17 protein-coding genes are annotated in these 17,216 nt (G+C 68.5%); 8 read left to right on the top strand and 9 right to left on the bottom strand.

Translation table 11 applies throughout. From position 1 onward, the window contains the following. The first annotated feature begins 65 nt into the window (after positions 1 to 65). Entirely contained in the window at positions 66 to 1,064 is a 999-nt protein-coding gene (locus BMW75_RS00105; RefSeq protein WP_175493055.1) for a Bug family tripartite tricarboxylate transporter substrate binding protein, read from the top strand. Positions 1,065 to 1,147: 83 nt separating this feature from the next. Here BMW75_RS00105 and BMW75_RS00110 read toward each other — a convergent pair whose 3' ends face one another. Continuing rightward, a complete protein-coding gene (locus BMW75_RS00110) occupies positions 1,148 to 2,080 on the bottom strand; it encodes a LysR family transcriptional regulator (protein ID WP_076521206.1) in 933 nt (310 codons plus the stop codon). Between the two features lie 131 nt (positions 2,081 to 2,211). Here BMW75_RS00110 and BMW75_RS00115 point away from each other — a divergent pair, with 131 nt between their 5' ends. Genes BMW75_RS00115 through BMW75_RS00135 form a run of 5 tightly spaced genes read left to right on the top strand, consistent with a single transcriptional unit; the run spans position 2,212 to position 7,291 of the window. Then, complete coding sequence (locus BMW75_RS00115; protein ID WP_254791892.1) at positions 2,212 to 2,871, top strand: RraA family protein; 660 nt, start codon at positions 2,212 to 2,214, stop codon at positions 2,869 to 2,871. Positions 2,872 to 2,873: 2 nt separating this feature from the next. Continuing rightward, positions 2,874 to 4,256, top strand: a complete 1,383-nt coding sequence (locus tag BMW75_RS00120) for an amidase (RefSeq protein WP_092575265.1) — start codon at positions 2,874 to 2,876, stop codon at positions 4,254 to 4,256. Between the two features lie 58 nt (positions 4,257 to 4,314). Next, a complete protein-coding gene (locus BMW75_RS00125) occupies positions 4,315 to 5,373 on the top strand; it encodes a TRAP transporter substrate-binding protein (protein ID WP_092575268.1) in 1,059 nt (352 codons plus the stop codon). Positions 5,374 to 5,389: 16 nt separating this feature from the next. Beyond that, positions 5,390 to 5,998 carry a TRAP transporter small permease subunit gene (locus BMW75_RS00130; protein WP_092575271.1) on the top strand — a complete coding sequence of 203 codons (609 nt, stop codon included), beginning with the start codon at positions 5,390 to 5,392 and terminating at the stop codon, positions 5,996 to 5,998. Positions 5,999 to 6,001: 3 nt separating this feature from the next. Beyond that, a complete protein-coding gene (locus BMW75_RS00135) occupies positions 6,002 to 7,291 on the top strand; it encodes a TRAP transporter large permease (RefSeq protein WP_092575273.1) in 1,290 nt (429 codons plus the stop codon). Positions 7,292 to 7,312: 21 nt separating this feature from the next. On the opposite strand, the gene msrA is transcribed toward BMW75_RS00135, so the two are convergent. Genes msrA through BMW75_RS00160 form a run of 5 tightly spaced genes read right to left on the bottom strand, consistent with a single transcriptional unit; the run spans position 7,313 to position 10,445 of the window. Beyond that, positions 7,313 to 8,032, bottom strand: a complete 720-nt coding sequence (msrA, locus tag BMW75_RS00140; RefSeq protein ID WP_175493056.1) for a peptide-methionine (S)-S-oxide reductase MsrA — start codon at positions 8,030 to 8,032, stop codon at positions 7,313 to 7,315. Between the two features lie 35 nt (positions 8,033 to 8,067). Further along, positions 8,068 to 8,592 carry a peptide-methionine (R)-S-oxide reductase MsrB gene (msrB, locus tag BMW75_RS00145; protein WP_092575275.1) on the bottom strand — a complete coding sequence of 175 codons (525 nt, stop codon included), beginning with the start codon at positions 8,590 to 8,592 and terminating at the stop codon, positions 8,068 to 8,070. 60 nt (positions 8,593 to 8,652) lie between these two features. After that, on the bottom strand, positions 8,653 to 8,979 hold the full coding sequence (locus BMW75_RS00150) for a pentapeptide MXKDX repeat protein (RefSeq protein ID WP_092575278.1): 327 nt from the start codon (positions 8,977 to 8,979) through the stop codon (positions 8,653 to 8,655). Positions 8,980 to 9,019: 40 nt separating this feature from the next. Next, complete coding sequence (locus tag BMW75_RS00155; RefSeq protein WP_092575281.1) at positions 9,020 to 9,811, bottom strand: molybdopterin-dependent oxidoreductase; 792 nt, start codon at positions 9,809 to 9,811, stop codon at positions 9,020 to 9,022. A gap of 10 nt (positions 9,812 to 9,821) precedes the next feature. After that, entirely contained in the window at positions 9,822 to 10,445 is a 624-nt protein-coding gene (locus BMW75_RS00160) for a cytochrome b/b6 domain-containing protein (protein ID WP_076521196.1), read from the bottom strand. 146 nt (positions 10,446 to 10,591) lie between these two features. On the opposite strand from BMW75_RS00160, the gene BMW75_RS00165 reads away from it, so the two are divergent. Both BMW75_RS00165 and BMW75_RS00170 read left to right on the top strand, forming a co-directional pair. Then, the gene (locus BMW75_RS00165; RefSeq protein WP_076521195.1) at positions 10,592 to 11,311 is read left to right on the top strand and encodes a response regulator transcription factor; all 720 of its coding nucleotides are present in this window, start codon (positions 10,592 to 10,594) and stop codon (positions 11,309 to 11,311) included. After that, positions 11,308 to 12,786 (top strand): sensor histidine kinase, encoded by a 1,479-nt coding sequence (locus BMW75_RS00170; RefSeq protein WP_092575283.1) that lies wholly within the window; start codon positions 11,308 to 11,310, stop codon positions 12,784 to 12,786. Before BMW75_RS00165 ends, BMW75_RS00170 begins: the two co-directional genes overlap by 4 nt. On the opposite strand, the gene BMW75_RS00175 is transcribed toward BMW75_RS00170, so the two are convergent. From BMW75_RS00175 to BMW75_RS00185, 3 genes are all read right to left on the bottom strand, one after another. Beyond that, positions 12,783 to 15,479 carry a PEP/pyruvate-binding domain-containing protein gene (locus tag BMW75_RS00175; protein WP_092575286.1) on the bottom strand — a complete coding sequence of 899 codons (2,697 nt, stop codon included), beginning with the start codon at positions 15,477 to 15,479 and terminating at the stop codon, positions 12,783 to 12,785. The genes BMW75_RS00170 and BMW75_RS00175 overlap by 4 nt on opposite strands. Then, complete coding sequence (locus tag BMW75_RS00180) at positions 15,476 to 16,123, bottom strand: TetR/AcrR family transcriptional regulator (RefSeq protein WP_092575289.1); 648 nt, start codon at positions 16,121 to 16,123, stop codon at positions 15,476 to 15,478. Before BMW75_RS00180 ends, BMW75_RS00175 begins: the two co-directional genes overlap by 4 nt. 117 nt (positions 16,124 to 16,240) lie before the next feature. Continuing rightward, positions 16,241 to 17,200 carry a DMT family transporter gene (locus tag BMW75_RS00185; protein ID WP_092575291.1) on the bottom strand — a complete coding sequence of 320 codons (960 nt, stop codon included), beginning with the start codon at positions 17,198 to 17,200 and terminating at the stop codon, positions 16,241 to 16,243. Positions 17,201 to 17,216: the final 16 nt, after the last annotated feature.

Here is a 17,216-nt window from a genome sequence, read left to right on the forward strand (position 1 = left end):
CGCTCCATAACACACAAGGGAATCACACCATGCACGCCGTGGGTAAAGCATGCCGCAAGGCAGGGATGGCATCGTCCGTTCGCAGCACGTTTCTGAAGTTGATGGCGCCGGCGCTGATCGCTGGCATGGTCCTCGGCGCGGCCGCCGCGCCGGCGCGGGCCGCGGATTTTCCGGGCGACAAGCCGATCAGCCTGGTCGTGCCGTTCCCCGCCGGCGGCGGTACCGACTTCATCGGCCGCCTGTTGGCGTCGGAGCTGGGCAAGGCGCTCAAGACCACGATCGTGGTCGAGAACAAGGGCGGCGCCAACAGCAATATCGGCACAGCCTACGTGACCCAGGCCCGGCCCGACGGCCACACGTTGCTGGTGTCGGGCGTGGGGATCGCCACCAATCAGGGCCTCTACAGCAAGCTGCCCTACAAGCTTGACCAGCTAGACCAGATCGCCATCCTCGCCTTCGGCGCGGATGTGCTCGTGACCGCGCCCGATTTCCCGGCGCAGACGCTGGCCCAGTTCGTCGACCTGGTGCGCAAGCAGCCCGGGAAGTACTCCTATGCCTCATCGGGCAACGGCACCACCGGCCACCTGGGCATGGAAATGCTCAAGCAGCGCGCCAAGCTCGATATCATGCATGTGCCCTATAACGGCGGTTCGGCCGCGATCAATGATGTGCTGGCGGGCCGCGTCGACGTGCTGTTCGTGAACCAGGACACGGCGTTGCCGCATGTCCGCGCTGGCAAGCTGCGCGCGTTAGCCATTGGCAGCGCCCAGCGCAATCCCACCTATCCTGATACGCCCACCGTGGCCGAGAGCGGCTATCCGGGCTTCTCGTCGGAGTACTGGTTCGGCCTGAGCGCGCCGGCTGGCTTGCCGGCACCGGTGTTCCAGCAATTGTTCCAGGCTACCCGCACCGCGATGCAGTCGCCCGCCATTCAGGAAAAGCTCGGCGCGGTGGGCCTGGTGATTCCGCCGCTCACCGATGGCAAGCAGTTCGTGACGCTGGTGGACGCCGAAGTGCGGAAATGGGGCGAGGTCGTGCGGGTGTCGGGCGCGCGTATCGATTGAGCCGGCCGCCCCGCGGTTCGGGTCAGCCGTGCCGGGCGCGATGACAGGAAGCAAGATCGGGGGACGCTCACGCGGCCCCTTTTTCATGCCTTGTCGGCGTGCGCGGGCGTGGCTTCGATAGGCGCCAGGAAGTTCAGGCGCGTGAGCGTGTCGCGCGTGATGTCCACGATCGAGTCGATGTGGGCGCCATGCGAAGCCGTGAGGTACGAGATATAGAAGCGCGCTGGGGGGATCGGAGGATCGGCGGGCAGGGCGCGCAGTACCCCCATGTTCAGCATGTCCTGCAGCAGCGGTACCGGCAGGATGCCGATGGCGTGGCCGGCTGCGATCAGGCGCGAGATGAGCGCAAGTGAATTGGTGGTGCTGGGGCCCGACATGTCGACGCCGCCTGAGGCCAGCCAGTTTTCGACCACGGTATAGAGGGTGGACGGCGGCGAGTGCGTGGCGATGTGATGGCCGCGCGCATGCTCAGCGCGGAATGGATCGGCCGTGATGTGCAAAGTGGGCGAGGCTACCCAATGAAACGTCATCCAGCCGATGAATACGTCGGTGACGGTGTCGCCCGTGGCCGGGTTGGTGAGCAGCGCCATGTCGAGTTCGCCCGCATTGAGCTTGCTGTTGAGCACCGAGCCCACGTCCACCGTCATCTCCAATGCCAGCGAGGGGTAGTGCTCCTTGAGTTGCGCGATCACCGCGGTCAGCCCGACATTGGCCGAACACTCATCCGCGCCCAGCCGCAGCTTGCCGCCCAGGCTGCGATCCTTGCCGAAATGTTCGAGCTGGCGGGTGCTGTGCAGCGCGCTTTCGGCGTGGCGCAACGCCGACTGTCCTACGTCGGTGAGGCTCACGCGCTGGCGCGAGCGGTCGAAGAGTTGCACGTCCAGCGCGCCTTCAAGCTCGCGGATGCGTGCCGATACGGCGGGCTGCGTCACGTGCAAATGGCGCGCGGCCGCGTGGATGCTGCCCAGCTTCGCCGTCCAGTAGAAGGCCTCGAGCTGGCTTAGGGTTATCCGCATGATAAGGAGTCTTTTTCAAACAGCGCCGAAACTTTGATTATTGGGCCGGAAAGCCTGCGTGATACCTTTTTTCCAACGGGTTTCGGCCCATCTCATTGTAGTGAAGACACACGATGTATCTGATTCATTCCTTGCCCGATGCGCTGCCAAGCGACGATCTGGCGCTGCTGCAGAAGGCTGAGCCGGCCACCATCGGCCATTTCCAGACCACGGGTTTCATGCGCAACGATATTCGCGCGCACCAGCGTGACGTGCGCATCGCAGGGACCGCGGTGACGGTTCGCATGCCGGGCAGCGATGGCGGCATTCTGCACCATGCCATGGCATGCGTGCGGCCGGGGGACGTGTTGGTGATCGACCGCTGCGGTGAGACTGTTACTGCCGCCTTCGGCGGCGCCATGGCGTACGCCGCCAGACAGGCGGGCGTGGCCGGCATCATCGTGGATGGGGTGGTCACCGACCTGGGCGAGCTGCGCCAGCATGGCATGCCGGTTTGGTCCAGGGGACCTTCGGTGATCACCACCAGGTTGCTCGGCCATGAAGGCGAGTTCTGCGGGACGATCCATTGCGGCGGCGTCACGGTGTGCGCCGGAGCCGCCGTGCTGGCTGACGAAAACGGCGTGCTGGTGCTTGAGCGCGGCGCCGTGCGCGCCGCAGCCCAGCGCGCGATCGACTTCCAGGCCCAGGAGCAGACCACGCTGGCGCGCTTGCGCGCCGGTGAGAAATTTCCCGATATCGTGGGCTCGCGCGCGCTGATCGAACGCGCCATCGCGGCTGTCCAAGGAGTGTGAAAATGAGCATCGACCTCGACATCACCGAACTCGCCCAGCGGCTGCGCCGCCGCGAACTGCGCGCCGAAGCGCTGGTGGGCGACTATCTGGCTCGCATCCGCGCGCTCGACCCCTGGCTGCACGCCTACGTGGCGGTCTATCCGGACGAGGCGCTGGACGCGGCGCGCGCCGCCGATCTCCAAATGGATCGGGGCATCTGGCTCGGCCCGCTGCACGGCGTGCCGATCGCACTGAAAGACCTGATCGACATCGCAGGCCGGCCAACCACCATCGGCTCGCCGATCCATGCCGAGACCATCGCCACGCGCACCGCGACGCTGGTCAGGCAACTGCAGCAGGCCGGCGCCATCATTTTGGGCAAAACGCACATGGTGCAATTCGCCATGGGCGCATGGGGCCCCAATCAGCATATGGGCACGCCGCGCAATCCCTGGGACGATGATGTGCACCGCATCCCGGGTGGCTCGAGCAGCGGCTCGGCGGTGGCGGTGGCTGGCCGCCTGGCGCCGGCCGCGATCGGCACCGACACCGGTGGCTCGGTGCGTGTGCCGGCCAGCTACTGCGGCATCACGGGCCTCAAGCCGACCGTGGGCCGCATATCGTCGCAGGGGGTCGTTACGCTGAGCCAGACCCTCGACAGCGTTGGCATTTTCGCCCACAGTGCCGCGGACGCGCGCCTGGTGTTTGACGCGCTAGTGCCGGCCGCACCCGGCGAATGGCGCGAGCCGCTCGACGCTTCACGCTTTGGCATCGCCGGCGCTACGCTCGGCCGACTGCCGGAGGCGTTCCTCGCCGACGTTACGACGGCCGTGCGACGCGCCTATGAGGAATCGATCGCGCTTTATCAAAGCCTGGGCGCGCAGATCGTGGAGATCACGCCCCCCGCGACGTTGGCTGAATTCAAGGCCGTGACCGGGGACATCATGATGACCGAGGGCGTGGCCTCGTTCGAGCGCGAGATGACCGATTTCTCGTTGCCGGTGGATGAGTCGGTGCGCCCGCGCCTGCTGGTAGGGCTGGACGTGCCGGCGGTGCGGTATCTGGCCGCGCTGCGCGAGCGCGACCGGCTGCAGGCGGAGATGCAAGGGCGCCTGCGGGGCGTGGCCGGTTTGCTCACGCCCAGCACGCTCACCACCGCGTTACCGCTTACCGAGATCGATCATGGCAATGCGCCGGTGCATTACACCCGCATCGGCAACCTGCTGCAGATGTGCGGGATATCGGTACCCAACGGCCGCGACGACGCCGGCCTGCCCACCGGCCTGCAGATTCTTTGCCCCGGCGGCGAAGACCGGCTTGCGCTGTACCTTGCCGAGGTGTTCCAGCGTCATTCGGATTGGCATCGCGAGCGCGCCGAGGCGCGGGCGCCGGCGAACGCGGACTGACACGCCGCCGCACTCGGGCACGCGCTGCGCGCGGCTCTTCTCGAAAACAGGGGGAATTATGAAATGCAGCACTTTGGCGGCGCTGCTGGCGGCCGTCGCGACCTCATTTGCCGCGGCCGGACCAGCCAGCGCCCAGTCGGGCGCCTTGCCCGCGACCCACTTCGCGGTGGTCGGTGGCGGTAGCCACAACTACACCTTCACAGCCGTCGAAAGGCCGTTTTGGGAGAAGACTGTGCCCCAAGCGTCAGGCGGCAAGGTCACGGCCGAGCTGATCGGCCTGTCGGAGAGCGGTCTAAAGGGCCCGGAGATCGTGCGGCTGTTGCGCGCCGGCGCGCTCGACGTGGGAATGGGCGTGTTTGCCTTCGTGAGCGGCGACGACCCGACTTTCGAAGGGGTGGACCTGGCGGGCATGGCGACCGATTTCGCCACCGCGCGCAAGATGGTCGCCGCCTACCGGCCCGTGCTGGAGCAGCGCATGCTCAAGCGCCACGGCGTGCGGCTCCTGGCCACCGTGCCCTATACGGCCCAGGTGTTCTTCTGCCGTGCGCCGGTGAATAGCCTGGCGGACCTGAAGGGGCGCAAGGTGCGCACGCGCGGCAGCAACATGGCCGAATACGTGCGCACGCTGGGCGCCGCGCCGGTGACAATTCCGTTCGCCGAGGTCATACCCGCCTTGCAGACGGGCGTGGTCGATTGCGCCGTCACCGGCATTGGCTCGGGCAACGCCGCGAAATGGTATGACGTGGCCAAGAACCTGTATCTGTTGCCGATCGACTGGTCCATCGGCTTCTACGCCATTGCCGAACGCCGCTGGCAGAAGCTCGATCCCGCGGTGCAGCAGTTCATGCTCGAGGAGGCGAAGGTGCTGGAGCAGCGCCTGTGGGACGAGACCGGCCGCGAGGGCGACTATGCGCTGGCTTGCAACACCGGGCAGGGCGAATGCCGCATCCACACCCAGGCTGACATGCAGGCCACGGCGCCCACCGAAGCCGAGCGCGCCACGCTGCGCGAGGTTGCGACGGACATGGCCAGCCGCTGGGCGCGGCGCTGCGGCGAGGAATGCGCCGCCAACTGGAGCGCGTCCGTGGGCAAAGCCCTGGGCGTGACGCTACGCTGATCTTCAAGGACATCTCATGACGACAGAAACGCATGGTTCGCTTCGCTTTCTCGAACGGGTGGCCCGCATCGGCGCCTGGATAGGCGGTCTCGGGCTGCTGCTCGTGTCTTGGCTCATCGTGATCGACTTGATCGCGCGCAAAGTCGCGGGCTTCTCGCTCGGTGGGGCGGACGAACTGGCTGGCTACACGCTGGCGGTGGCGAGTGCCTGGGCTTTTCCCATCACCTTGCTGCGCCGCTCGCACATTCGGGTCGACGTGGTCTACACCCATCTGCCCGCCAAGGCGCGCGTCGTGCTCGATCTGTTTGCGCTGGCGTGCCTGGGCGTGTTCGTGGGCACGCTGACCTGGCACGCATGGTTCGTGCTGGCCGATTCCATCGCCTTCCAGTCGGTGTCCAACACGCCGCTGCAGGTGCCGCAGTGGATTCCGCAGTCGCTCTGGTTCGCCGGCTACGCGTTCTTCCTGCTCACCATCGTGGTCCTTGGCGCCAGCGCGCTGGGCCGCGTGATGCGCGGCCGCTGGCAGGCGGTCAATGCGCTGATCGGCATCCATTCGGTGCAAGAGGGTATTGAAGAAGAAACCGCCGACGCACTCGTGCCGGCGCGCACACAACCCCAGGACTGATCCATGTTGATAATGACGATTTCCATGCTGCTCGGCCTGCTGGCGCTGAGCGTGACGGCGGCGGCCACTGTGGGCCTGCTGGGTATGAGCCTGGCCGGCGCGTATTCGCCCCTGAAACTGAGCAACGCCATCGGGGAACTGGCCTGGGGCACCAGCGCCGAATTCCTGCTGGTGGCGATTCCGCTCTATGTGCTGATGGGCGAGCTGCTGGTGCATTCCGGCGTGGCAGGCCGCATGTATGGCGCCGTGTCCAAGTGGGTGTCGTGGCTGCCGGGCGGGCTGATGAACGCCAACATCGGCGCCTCGGCCCTGTTCTCGGCCACCAGCGGATCGAGCGTCGCCACCTCCGCCACGATCTCCACGCTGGCGCTGCCGGAGCAGCGCAAGGCGGGCTACAACGCGCCGCTTTTCCTGGGTTCGATCGCGGCAGGCGGTACGCTGGGCATCCTGATCCCGCCGTCGATCAACATGATCGTGTATGCGCTGATCGCAAACGTGTCGGTGCCCAAGCTCTATCTGGCCGCCACGCTGCCGGGCGTGCTGCTCACCCTGCTGTTCGTCGGGCTGATCGTGGGCCTGTGCGTGTGGCGGCCGGGCCTGGCCGGCAAGCGCCCAACGGTGAGTTGGAATGAGCGCATCGCCGCGTTGCCGCACCTGCTGCCACCGCTCGCGATCTTCGCGCTCGTGATCGGCGTGATCTACGGCGGCATCGCCACAGCCAGCGAGTCGGCCGCGCTCGGGGTGGTGGCCGCCACGGTGCTGTGCGCCTGCAAACGGGTGCTAAGTTGGGCGATGTTGGGCCGCGCCTTCGAAGCCACGCTGCGCACTACCGGCATGATCATCTTGATCACGCTGGCGGCGTTCTTCCTGAACTTCGTGCTGTCCTCGATCGGTCTCACCACGTTGCTGGTGAATGCCATGACCAGCCTGGACCTGCCGCCGCTGGGCATGATGCTGGCCATCATCCTCTTCTACATCCTGCTCGGCTGCTTCATGGACACGCTCGCCATGCTGGTCACCACCGCGCCACTCACCGTGCCCATCGTGGTGGCGCTGGGTTACGACCCGATTTGGTTTGGCGTGATGCTGATCGTGTTGTGCGAAATGGGCCAGCTCACGCCACCCTTCGGCATGAATCTGTTCGTGGTGCACAGTGTGCGCGGCCAGGGCAGGTTCATGGACGTCGTGGTGGGCGTGCTGCCGTTCCTCGCCATGCTGTTGCTGATGATCGTGTTGCTGCTGGCCGTCCCACAACTGGCGCTCTGGCTGCCGGGCCAGATGTCGACCCTCTGAGCAACTCACCGCGAAGCCTGGTTATCGATTGTGCTCAGCCACCAGCACCGGCTTCTCCCGATACCGCTCCGGAAACGTCTTGGCCAGATTCTCCACCTTCGGAATGTCATTGATCACGATGTACAGGCTGTTCGGGTTGCGCACCAGATAATCCTGGTGGTAGTCCTCGGCAGGGTAGAACGCCTGCAGCGGTTCCAGCGTGGTCGCCAGCGCCTTGGGGTAGACCCCCGACTTATTGAGCTGGGCGATGTAGGCTTCGGCCACCTTGCGCTGGCTGTCGTTGGCGGGGAATACGGCGGAACGGTATTGGGGGCCGTGGTCCGGGCCCTGGCGATTGAGCTGGGTCGGGTCGTGGGCGACCGAGAAATAGATCTGCAGCAGCTGGCCATAGCTGATCTGGCGCGGGTCGTAGGTGATCTCGACGGCTTCGGCGTGGCCGCTGCGTCCGCCGCTGACGGCGTTGTAGTTGGCCGTGGCGGCCTGGCCGCCGGCGTAGCCGGAGACGGCGTTGCTGACGCCTTTGACGTGCTGGAAGACGGCCTGCACGCCCCAGAAGCAGCCGCCGGCGAGGATGGCCTTTTCCTGCGTGGCGGCCTGGCCCGCGGGAGCCGTGGTCAGGTCCGCGGCGGGCGGGGGAATGATGAAGGCGCGTTCCGCGGCGGGCGCGGGGGCCGAGGCCAGCAGGCCGGCGGTGGCGGCCAGCGCCGCGCAGAGGCGGCGGATCGTGGGATGCTTGGACATGGTGCGGGGATCCTGTGTAGGTTGCGGGCCGCGGGTCAGGCCTGCGGGGCGAAGGTCATGGCCACGCCGTTCATGCAATAGCGCAGGCCGGTGGGGCGTGGGCCGTCATCGAATACGTGGCCCAGATGGCCGCCGCAGTTGGCGCAATGCACGGCGGTGCGGACCATGCCGAAGCTGTGGTCGCGCGTCTCGCCGACCGCGCCGGGCAGGGGTTGCCAGAAGCTGGGCCAGCCGGTGCCGCTGTCGAACTTGGTGGACGAGGAGAACAAGGGGTGTGCGCAGCCCGCGCAGGCGAAGGTGCCTGGGCGGTGCTCGTCGTTGAGCGGGCTGGAGTAGGGGCGTTCCGTGCCGTCGCGGCGCAGCACCTGGTACTGCGCCTGCGTCAGCCGTTCGCGCCATTGCGCGTCGGTGAGCGTGTAGGGAAAGGTCGCGGCCGGCTTAGGCGCGGCCGGCGAGGCCGCTTGCGCCAGACCGCTGCGCGCGGCCAGCAGCGGAGCCAGGCCCGCGGCGGCAGCGGCCGCGCCGCCCAGGCCCAGGAAATGTCTGCGGTTCAAGTTCATGGCGATTTCCGTGCGGGTTGCGTTCAGGCGGGGGGCTGCAAGGGCGGCCCCCGCCCGGGATCACTTCTGCATGCCGTCCTTGGACATGCCGTCCTTGCCCATCGTGCCTTTCGACATGGAATCCTTGGACATGGAATCCTTGGACATCGACCCCTTGGACATCGAATCCTTGGACATGGAATCCTTCGACATCGAATCCTTCGACATCGACCCCTTCGACATCCCGTCGCGCGACATCGAGTCCTTCTTCATGCCGTCCTGCGCGGGCGCTTCTTTCGACATGCCGTTCTTGGTCATGCCGTCCTTGCTCATGGTGTCGGCGGCGTGGGCGGCCGCGGCGCCGAAGGCCAGGCACAGGGACAGAGCGGCGGTGGTCAGTTTCTTCATGATGCTTTCCTTTTGACAGTGGGAAAAAGACAGAATTCACCTAGCTTCCGCCGAACCAGTTGTAGCCCTGGTCCTCCCAGTAACCGCCCGGGTAGGTGTTGGTGACGAAAATCGCCTGGATGTGCTTGGGGTTTTTGTAGCCAAGCTTGGTGGGCATGCGCAGCTTCATGGGGAAGCCGTATTCAGGGGGCAGCGTCCGGCCGTCGTAGGTGAGGGCCAGGATGGTCTGCGGGTGCAGCGCGGTGGGCATGTCGATGCTGGTGTAGTAGTCGTCGGCGCACTTGAAGCCGACGTACCTGGCGGACAGGTCCGCGCCCACGCGCTTGAGGAAGTCCGAAAACGGCACGCCGCCCCATTTGCCGATGGCGCTCCAGCCTTCGACGCAGATGTGCCGCGTGACCTGGTCCACCTGCGCCATGGCGCGCAGTTCGTCCAGGCGCCAGCGGCGCTTGTCGGCGACCAGGCCGGTGACTTCCAGGCGGAACGCGTCTTCGTCCACCTGCGGCACGTCGTCGATGCCGTAGAAGGCATTGAAGGGAAAGGGCCGCGTGATCATGGATTCGGGGTAGGTCGGCGCGAGCTTGGTCGGATCGAAGATCCAGCCTTGCACGCGGTCGTTGAAGCGGGACACGGCCGAGAGCGCCTGCTCGACGTGTTCGTCGTCGGACAGCGAGCATCCGGACAGCATGGCCAGGCCGCCCAGCGTCAGCCCGCGCCGCAGGAAGGCGCGTCGCGCGGGCTGCTCCACGCGTTTGTCCAACAGTTTTCCGGCTTCGCGCAGGATGGCGGGGCCGTCCAGGCCCGGCAGCGGGGGGCGTCGCTTTTCGCTCATGAATGGCTCCTTATTTGCCGCGGATCATGGCGAGCAGGCTGCGGGGCACCAGCGCGACCATCGCCAGGTGGACAGCGACGAACGCCACCAGCAACGCCATCGCGACGAAGTGCACGCGGCGCGCGGCTTCGTAGCCGCCCATCAGCTCGCGCAAAAGGTCGAATTGCACGGATTTCCACAGCACCAGCCCGGACAGGATCAGCACGGCGATATCGGCCATGACAAACAGATAGGCCAGGCGCTGCACCTGGTTGTAGCGGCGCGGATCCGCGTGGGACAGCCTGCCGCGCAGGGCCGAGACCAGGTCGCGCGCGACGCCGCCCGCGCTGACGGGCAGGAACTTGCGCCACAGGCGGCCGGTGGCGATGTTCATCGCCAGGTAGAACAGGCCATTGAAGAACAGCAGCCACATGCCGGCAAAGTGCCACTGCAGCGCGCCGCCCAGCCATCCGCCCAGCGTGATGCCGTTGGGAAACGTGAACGCGAAGAAGGGCGCGGCGTTGTAGATGCGCCAGCCGCTCATCACCATGATGACCACGGCCAGCGCATTCAGCCAATGCGCCACCCGCAGCCAGGCGGGGTGGATGGGCGCGTTCTGTGGCGGCAAGTCGTCGATTGCGGGTCGAGCCAGCATGGCGGTCTCCGGTGGGGGGGCTGTCGTTGGAGGCATTCTTGCCCCGCGCCAATATCGAAGTCCTCACGCAAAGTTAAATTAAATGTGAACTTTCACCCCCGCCGATTGGCGACAATAGGCGCATCGATCACGCCCCAGGTAGCCCCATGGATACGCCCCGCCGCGTACTGATAGTTGAAGACGACGCCCACATCGCGGAACTGCTGCGCCTGCACCTGCGCGACGAGGGCTATGACGTCGAGCACGCGGCCGACGGCGACGCGGGCATGCGCATGCTGGAAGAGGGCGGCTGGGACGCGCTGGTCCTGGATCTGATGCTGCCCGGCATCGACGGGCTGGAAATCTGCAAGCGCGCGCGCGCGATGGCGCGCTATACGCCCATCATCATCACCAGCGCGCGGTCCAGCGAGGTCCACCGCATCCTGGGCCTGGAGCTGGGCGCGGACGACTATCTGGCCAAGCCGTTTTCGATGCTGGAGCTGGTGGCGCGGGTGCGCGCGCTGCTGCGCCGCAGCGACGCCATCGAGCGCAATGCGCGCCTGGATGCCGGCAGCCTGGCTGTCCACGGCGTGTCGATCGATCCGATCGCCCGCACGGTGGACGTGGACGCGCGCCGCCTGGACCTCACGCCCCGCGAGTTCGACCTGCTGCATTTCTTTGCGCGGCATCCGGACAAGGTGTTTTCGCGCATGGACCTGTTGAACCAGGTGTGGGGCTATCAGCACGAGGGCTACGAACACACGGTCAACACGCACATCAACCGGCTGCGCACCAAGATCGAGGCCGACCCCTCCAACCCGCAGCGCATCCTGACCGTGTGGGGGCGAGGGTACAAATTTTCGGCGGCCCCGGGGGGACAGTCATGAAACGTTTCACGCTGACCCAGCGCCTGTCTGGCGTCTTCGCCTTGCTGCTGCTGGCGTGCTGCGGGGCGTCGGCCTGGCTGCAGATCGCCGCCAATTCGCGCTACGAACAGGAGGTCGTGCAGCGGCTGTCGAGCGGGCTGGCCCAGCACATCGCCGGGTCCACCGAGCTGATGGACGCCGGCGGCTGGAAGCCCGGCGCCGTGCGGTCGCTGTTCGACATGCTGATGGCGGTGAATCCGGCCGTCGAGGTCTACCTGCTGGCCAGCGACGGACGCATCGTGGCCGATGCCGCGCCGCCCGGGCAGATCAGGCGCGACCGGGTGGATCTGGGCCCGGTGCAGCGCCTTCTGGCCGGGGGGATGCTGCCCATTGCGGGCGACGACCCGCGCAGCCTGGACGCGCAGAAAGTGTTCAGCGCCGCGCCGGTGCGCGTGGACGGCCGCGAGCAAGGCTACGTCTACGTGGTGCTGCAGGGCCAGGCGCATGATGCGCTGGCGATGGATGTGTCGCGCAGCTCGGTGCTGCGCACGACGCTGTGGTCGATCGCGCTGGTGGCCTTGCTGGGACTGGTGGCGGGCCTGGCCGCGTTTGCGCTGATCACGCGGCCGTTGCGCGCCCTGACGCGCGCGGTGCGCGCCTTCGATGGCGACGAAGGCCAGGCCCTGGCCGCGCTGGCGCCGCCGGACGAGCTGGCGGCGCGCGGCGGCGACGAGATCGCGGTGCTGCGGCGCACGTTTGCGCAGATGGGGCAGCGGATCTCCGAGCAGTGGCGCGAACTGACACGTCAGGACCAGCAGCGGCGCGACCTGGTCGCCAATATTTCGCACGACCTGCGCACGCCGCTCACGTCCCTGCATGGTTATCTGGAAACGCTGCGCCTGAAGGACGAGTCGCTGGACCCGGCCGAGCGCCGCCGCTACCTGGACATCGCGCTGGCGCAAAGCCGCAAGGTCGGCCGGCTGGCGCAGGAACTCTTCGAACTGGCGCGGCTGGAGTCGGGGCTGGTGCGGCTGGAGCCCGAGACGTTCTCGCTGCCCGAACTGGTGCAGGACGTGATCCAGAAGTTCGAACTGGCCGCCGAGGCGCGCGGCCAGCGGCTGACGACGGCCATCGCGCAGGCGCTGCCGCCGGTGCGCGCGGACCTGGGGCTGATCGAGCGCGTGCTGACCAATCTGCTGGACAACGCCATCCGCCACAGCCCACCGGGCGGGCGGATCGAATTGCAGCTTGGCGTGTCGCGCAACCGGGTGCAGGTCCAGGTCAGCGATTCCGGCACCGGCATTCCGGAGGAACTGCGCGCGGGGCTGTTCACGCGCGCGTCGGCGCTGAACAGGGGACCTGGCGACGCTGGCGGGCTGGGCCTGGTGATCGTGCAGCGCATCCTGCAACTGCATCAGAGCGAGATCCGGCTGGTCGACGGGGCGGCCGGCGGCGCGGTGTTCCAGTTCGACCTGGCGGCGGGAAACCCGGCCTAGGGGCGGGGGGCCTCGTGGGCGCCGGGGCCGGGGGTCTGGCCGGGCGGGTGGCCTGCGTCCTGCGTGTCGTTCTGTTGGTCGTTCTGTCTGTCGTCCTGTCTGTTGCCCTGCATGTCGTCCGGCAGGTTGTCCGGCACGCGCCGGACCACGCCGCGCACGGCGTCCACCGCCAGCATGTCCCCCGTGGCGACGCCTTGCAGGATGCCCTGCACGTTCACCACGGCCGGAACGCCGAATTCGCGCGCCACGATGGCGGCGTGCGACAGGTAGCCGCCGGCTTCCATCACCACCGCGCCCGCGCGCAGGAAAAGGGGCGTCCACGCAGGGTCGGACGACGCCGCGACCAGGATGCCGCCGGCAGGCATGGCCAGGCCCTCGTCCGGCGTGCGGGCAACGAACGCCCGGCCGCGAGCGTGTCCGCCCGCCACCGGCGTGCCGCGCCACGAATCGCCGGGCGCTGCCCCGGGCGGGGGCGTCTGCGGTACGCCAACCCGCACGCCAACCGCCGCGTCGCCGGTGGCGTATTCGGTGATGACATCGGGGTCCGGCAGCGCGGCCCAGGCCTGCAGTTGCTCGCGTCGTGCCGCCGCCCGCCGGCCCAGGGCGGCGGCGGATATCCGGCCGTCCGCCAGCGCGAAGATTTCGGCGGCGTTCAGATGGAAGATGTCGTCCGGGACGGCCAGCCCGTCCGGGCCGGCGGTGCGCCGGCCCAGTTCCCGCGCGATTCTGCGGGCCACGGCCAGATAGGCCACGAGCACGCTGCGCGCGGCCTCGCGCTGGTTGCCTTCCAGGCGGGACGCGGCCAGCAGTTTGGCGGCCAACGGCCGTTGCCAGAAGGGCAAGGCGCGGCGCACGCGCTGCCATGCCTGCCGCGCCGCGTCGGCCTGCCGCGCGCGCAGCGCGGCGGGGTCGGCGCCGATCAGGTTCAACACGCTGTTCAGCAGGTAGCCCGGCGCTTCGCGCCAGCGCGGATTGCGTAGATACGTCTCGTAGACGGCGCGGTGGCCATAGCGGCGCAGAAAGTCCGCAAACGCCGTCTTGAACGGGCTGCCGTCCGGGAGGGCAGCCTGCCACGCGGCGCTGTCGCGCCCCGGCGCACGCAGCCAGGCAAGCGCCGGGGCGTCGTCCGCGGCCAGTTGCGCCAGCCGCATGAGCGCGTAGCCTTGCTCGGCGGTCACGCTGGGATCGCCGCCCGCCATCAGGGCGGCGGTCAGCGCGTGGCCTTCGCCGGGGGCGGCGCGCTCCACCATTTCCAGCAGCTTGGATAGCGCGCCGCCGCCGGAACCCTGCAGGAAAAACAGCTCATCGGCGGCCAGCACGGTCTGGAACTGTTCGCGCAGTTGGGCGCCCAGGGCGGCATTGGAAGCGGGCAGCGGCGCATCCAGCCATGCCTGCGCGCGCGCCATGAACCGGGGCAGGTCTGCAGCGGCCTGGCGGCGCAACGGGGCGGCCCGGCGCAGATAGCGCACGAGGCGCAGGCCATGGCGCAGGCGCTGCGCAGCGGTCAGGGGCGGCACGCGGATCTCGGGCTGCGGGCCGCCCAGCAAGGCATTCATGTCGCGCGGCTTGACCCCCAGCGCGTCGTAGCCCACCCATTGGATGACCGACGCGTTCAGGTAGGCGCGGCCCTGGAACAGTGCCGCGAGCCGCACGCCGGGCAGCGTGCCGTAGCCGCTCAATTCAAAACCGCAGGTGAGCATGCGCTGCGCCATGACGCGGCCCGCGTCCCATTCCAGCGCCGACATGGCCTGCGGCAGCACCTCGCGGGTGTTGCCGCGCGACCAGTAATCGGGCTGGTTTTGCAGCGCGGGATAGGTGCGGCGGGCGGAGGCGGTGACCGGCCGGGCCTGGACGATCCAGAACCGCTCGCCGTCCCAGGCCCACTCGATGTCGTAGCCCCGGCCGCCGTAGTCCAGCGCGCGGGCGGCGTCGCGGGCAATGTCGCCCAGGGCCTCGGCCTGCGCGTCCGTCAGCACGGCCCGCGCGGCGACCGCGTCGGGCGTGGCGGCCAGGCGGGTGCCGCGCGGGACAGGCTGCGTCGCGTGGCGCTTGGCGCCGATGCGCCGGGCCACCAGCGGCCAGGCCTGGCGCAGGGTGTGTTCACGCAGGCGGTACTCGTCGCCCTCGGCCTGGCCGTTCACAAGGGATTCGCCCAGGCCCCAGTTGGCGTGGATGATCATCTCGTCGTGGCGGCCGGTGGCGGGATCGATGGTGAAGACGATGCCCGAGGCCGCCGCCTCGATCATCGGCATCACCACCACGGCCATGCCGCCCGCGTCGCTGTCGGTCAGGCCGAGGCGCTGGCGGTAGGCCTGGGCCTGGGGCGTCCACCGCGAATCCCAGATGCGCCGCAGCGCCTCCTGCGCCGCGTCCGGTCCGCGCACATTCAGGCACGAGAGATGGATGCCGGCGAACGACGCGCCCGCGGAATCTTCCTGCGGCGCCGACGAGCGCAACGCCAGCGGGCGGTCCAGCCAGCCGCGGGCGTGCAAGGCCTCGACCAAGGCCTGCACGGCGCCGGGGGGCAGATCCTGGCCGGGCCGATGCGCGCGGCTGGCCTGCGCGGCCAGCACGAAGCCGTCGGGCACCGGCACGCCGAATTGGGCCATGCGGCCCAACTGCCATCCTTTGCCGCCCGCCGCTTGCGGGCCGGCGTGGGCCGCCGCCGCCCAGTCCAGCACCAGGGCGGTCATGCCGCGCGCCGGTCGACGCCGTCCATGAAAAGGGCGATCGCGGCGTCGAACTCCGTCTTGAGCGACGCGCCGGGCTGGTCCAGCCAGCGCAGCAGGGCGCCCAGGTAGAGAAACTGCAGATGGTGAGCCAGCAGATCCGCGGCCAGGTCGGACCGCGCCTGGCCCGCAGCCTGCGCGTCCTGGATCAAGGCGGCAAAGATGGCCTGCATGCCGCTGCGGGGGGAGCGCGCGTCGTCGCGTCCGCCCGGCTGCACCGTGGCAAGGCGGTAGCGCAGATAGGGGCCCAGGTAGGCGCGATGCGATTCGGACCAATGCGCCGAGGCATGCAGCAGGCGCGTGAGCCGCGCGGCAAGCGTGGGCAGCGCTTTCAATGCGGGCCCCAGGCCGGCCAGCGACGCCGCCAGTTCGCCGTGGAAGCGGTGCGCCAGCAGGGCTTCCTTGACGGGGAAATGGTTGTAGAGGGTGCCCTTGGACACGTCCGCCTGCGCCGCAATCTGTTCCATCGTCACCGCGTCGTAGCCCAGCGTTTCGAACAGGCGCCACGCGGTCTGGGTCAGATGAGACAGGGTCTGCTGGCGCTTGCGCTCGCGGCGGCCGGTGTCGGCGGCGTCGGCGTCGGGAAAAACGGGCATGGCGTCGGGCATGGAGGATCCAATTATTAGACGGCGTAGAAAATTATACGACGTCTAATAATTTGCGAGATGCCCGCCGGCGGTGGGCCGCCGCACCGGTGGTAGCGGGCGGCCCCCGCAGGCGCCGCTTCACGCGGCCGCCGCCACCGCCTGCGGCTTCACCCGCACGGCCCGCAGCACGCCGACCACCAGGCAAGCAATGCCCACCAGCGTCAGCGGCGCCGGCATGCTCCCGCGCAGGATGAACGCATAGGCCAGCGCCGCCAGGGTTTCGAACACGATGAGCTGGCCGGCCAGCGCCGTGGGCAGCCGCTGGCTGGCTTCGTTCCAGCACAGGGTGCCCAGCCAGGACGCGAACAGGCCGATGGCGATCATCAACCCCAGAAACACGTCGGGGCGAGGCCCCAGCGGCATGTCGAACTCGCTGCCGGCGGCCGCCATGCCGATCCACAGCAGGCCGTAGCCCGCCAGCGCCAGCGGCAGCGTGGCCACGCCCTGCGCGGTGGCCCAGGTGCGCGGACTGCGGCCGGGATGGTTGCGCAGCCAGTCGGCATTGCGCAGCGGATACCACGTCCAGCACGCCACCGCGCCCAGCGCGAGCAAGGCGCCGAGCGCGTGGCGCGACATGTCGGCATCCGCCTCCTGGCGCAGCGCCTGCAACTCCACCTGGTTGACGCAGGCGATGCCGAGCGCGATGAGCCCCAGCGACGGGGCCAGCCGCCGCCACGGCAACCGGCCGTCGCGGCGCGCGTTGCGCAGGTTGGCGCTGATGGCGATGACCACGGGCAGGGTGCCGATGATCATGGTCGGCACCGGTCCGCCGGCGCGCTGGATGGCGCTGGCCAGGCACAGGTAATACAGCAGGTTGCCGATGGCGGCGAGCTTGAGCGCCTCGATCCAGTCCGCGCGCGTCAAGAGGCGCAGGTTGCGGCGGTCCAGCCAGGCGAGCGGCAGGGCGATGAGGCCGAACGCGAGGTAGCGCGCCACGGATTGCAGCGCGGCCGGATACTCCGGCAGCAGCAGCGGACCGATGAACACCAGCCCCCACATCAGGCCGGCGGCCAGGGCGTAAAGGGTTCCAGCCCACATACGGTGCACTCCAGGT

The sequence above is a fragment of the Achromobacter sp. NFACC18-2 genome (assembly GCF_900108985.1).
GTDB lineage: Bacteria > Pseudomonadota > Gammaproteobacteria > Burkholderiales > Burkholderiaceae_B > Achromobacter.

What these genes read in the sequence shown, in the direction of transcription:
- BMW75_RS00180 (WP_092575289.1), bottom strand. Translation starts at nt 16,123, where the DNA reads ATGCCCGACGCCATGCCCGTTTTTCCCGACGCCGACGCCGCCGACACC.
- msrA (WP_175493056.1), bottom strand. Translation starts at nt 8,032, where the DNA reads ATGTCCAAGCATCCCACGATCCGCCGCCTCTGCGCGGCGCTGGCCGCC.
- BMW75_RS00185 (WP_092575291.1), bottom strand. Translation starts at nt 17,200, where the DNA reads ATGTGGGCTGGAACCCTTTACGCCCTGGCCGCCGGCCTGATGTGGGGG.
- BMW75_RS00120 (WP_092575265.1), top strand. Translation starts at nt 2,874, where the DNA reads ATGAGCATCGACCTCGACATCACCGAACTCGCCCAGCGGCTGCGCCGC.
- BMW75_RS00105 (WP_175493055.1), top strand. Translation starts at nt 66, where the DNA reads ATGGCATCGTCCGTTCGCAGCACGTTTCTGAAGTTGATGGCGCCGGCG.
- BMW75_RS00135 (WP_092575273.1), top strand. Translation starts at nt 6,002, where the DNA reads ATGTTGATAATGACGATTTCCATGCTGCTCGGCCTGCTGGCGCTGAGC.
- BMW75_RS00155 (WP_092575281.1), bottom strand. Translation starts at nt 9,811, where the DNA reads ATGAGCGAAAAGCGACGCCCCCCGCTGCCGGGCCTGGACGGCCCCGCC.
- BMW75_RS00160 (WP_076521196.1), bottom strand. Translation starts at nt 10,445, where the DNA reads ATGCTGGCTCGACCCGCAATCGACGACTTGCCGCCACAGAACGCGCCC.
- BMW75_RS00130 (WP_092575271.1), top strand. Translation starts at nt 5,390, where the DNA reads ATGACGACAGAAACGCATGGTTCGCTTCGCTTTCTCGAACGGGTGGCC.
- msrB (WP_092575275.1), bottom strand. Translation starts at nt 8,592, where the DNA reads ATGAACTTGAACCGCAGACATTTCCTGGGCCTGGGCGGCGCGGCCGCT.
- BMW75_RS00125 (WP_092575268.1), top strand. Translation starts at nt 4,315, where the DNA reads ATGAAATGCAGCACTTTGGCGGCGCTGCTGGCGGCCGTCGCGACCTCA.
- BMW75_RS00170 (WP_092575283.1), top strand. Translation starts at nt 11,308, where the DNA reads ATGAAACGTTTCACGCTGACCCAGCGCCTGTCTGGCGTCTTCGCCTTG.
- BMW75_RS00150 (WP_092575278.1), bottom strand. Translation starts at nt 8,979, where the DNA reads ATGAAGAAACTGACCACCGCCGCTCTGTCCCTGTGCCTGGCCTTCGGC.
- BMW75_RS00110 (WP_076521206.1), bottom strand. Translation starts at nt 2,080, where the DNA reads ATGCGGATAACCCTAAGCCAGCTCGAGGCCTTCTACTGGACGGCGAAG.
- BMW75_RS00175 (WP_092575286.1), bottom strand. Translation starts at nt 15,479, where the DNA reads ATGACCGCCCTGGTGCTGGACTGGGCGGCGGCGGCCCACGCCGGCCCG.
- BMW75_RS00165 (WP_076521195.1), top strand. Translation starts at nt 10,592, where the DNA reads ATGGATACGCCCCGCCGCGTACTGATAGTTGAAGACGACGCCCACATC.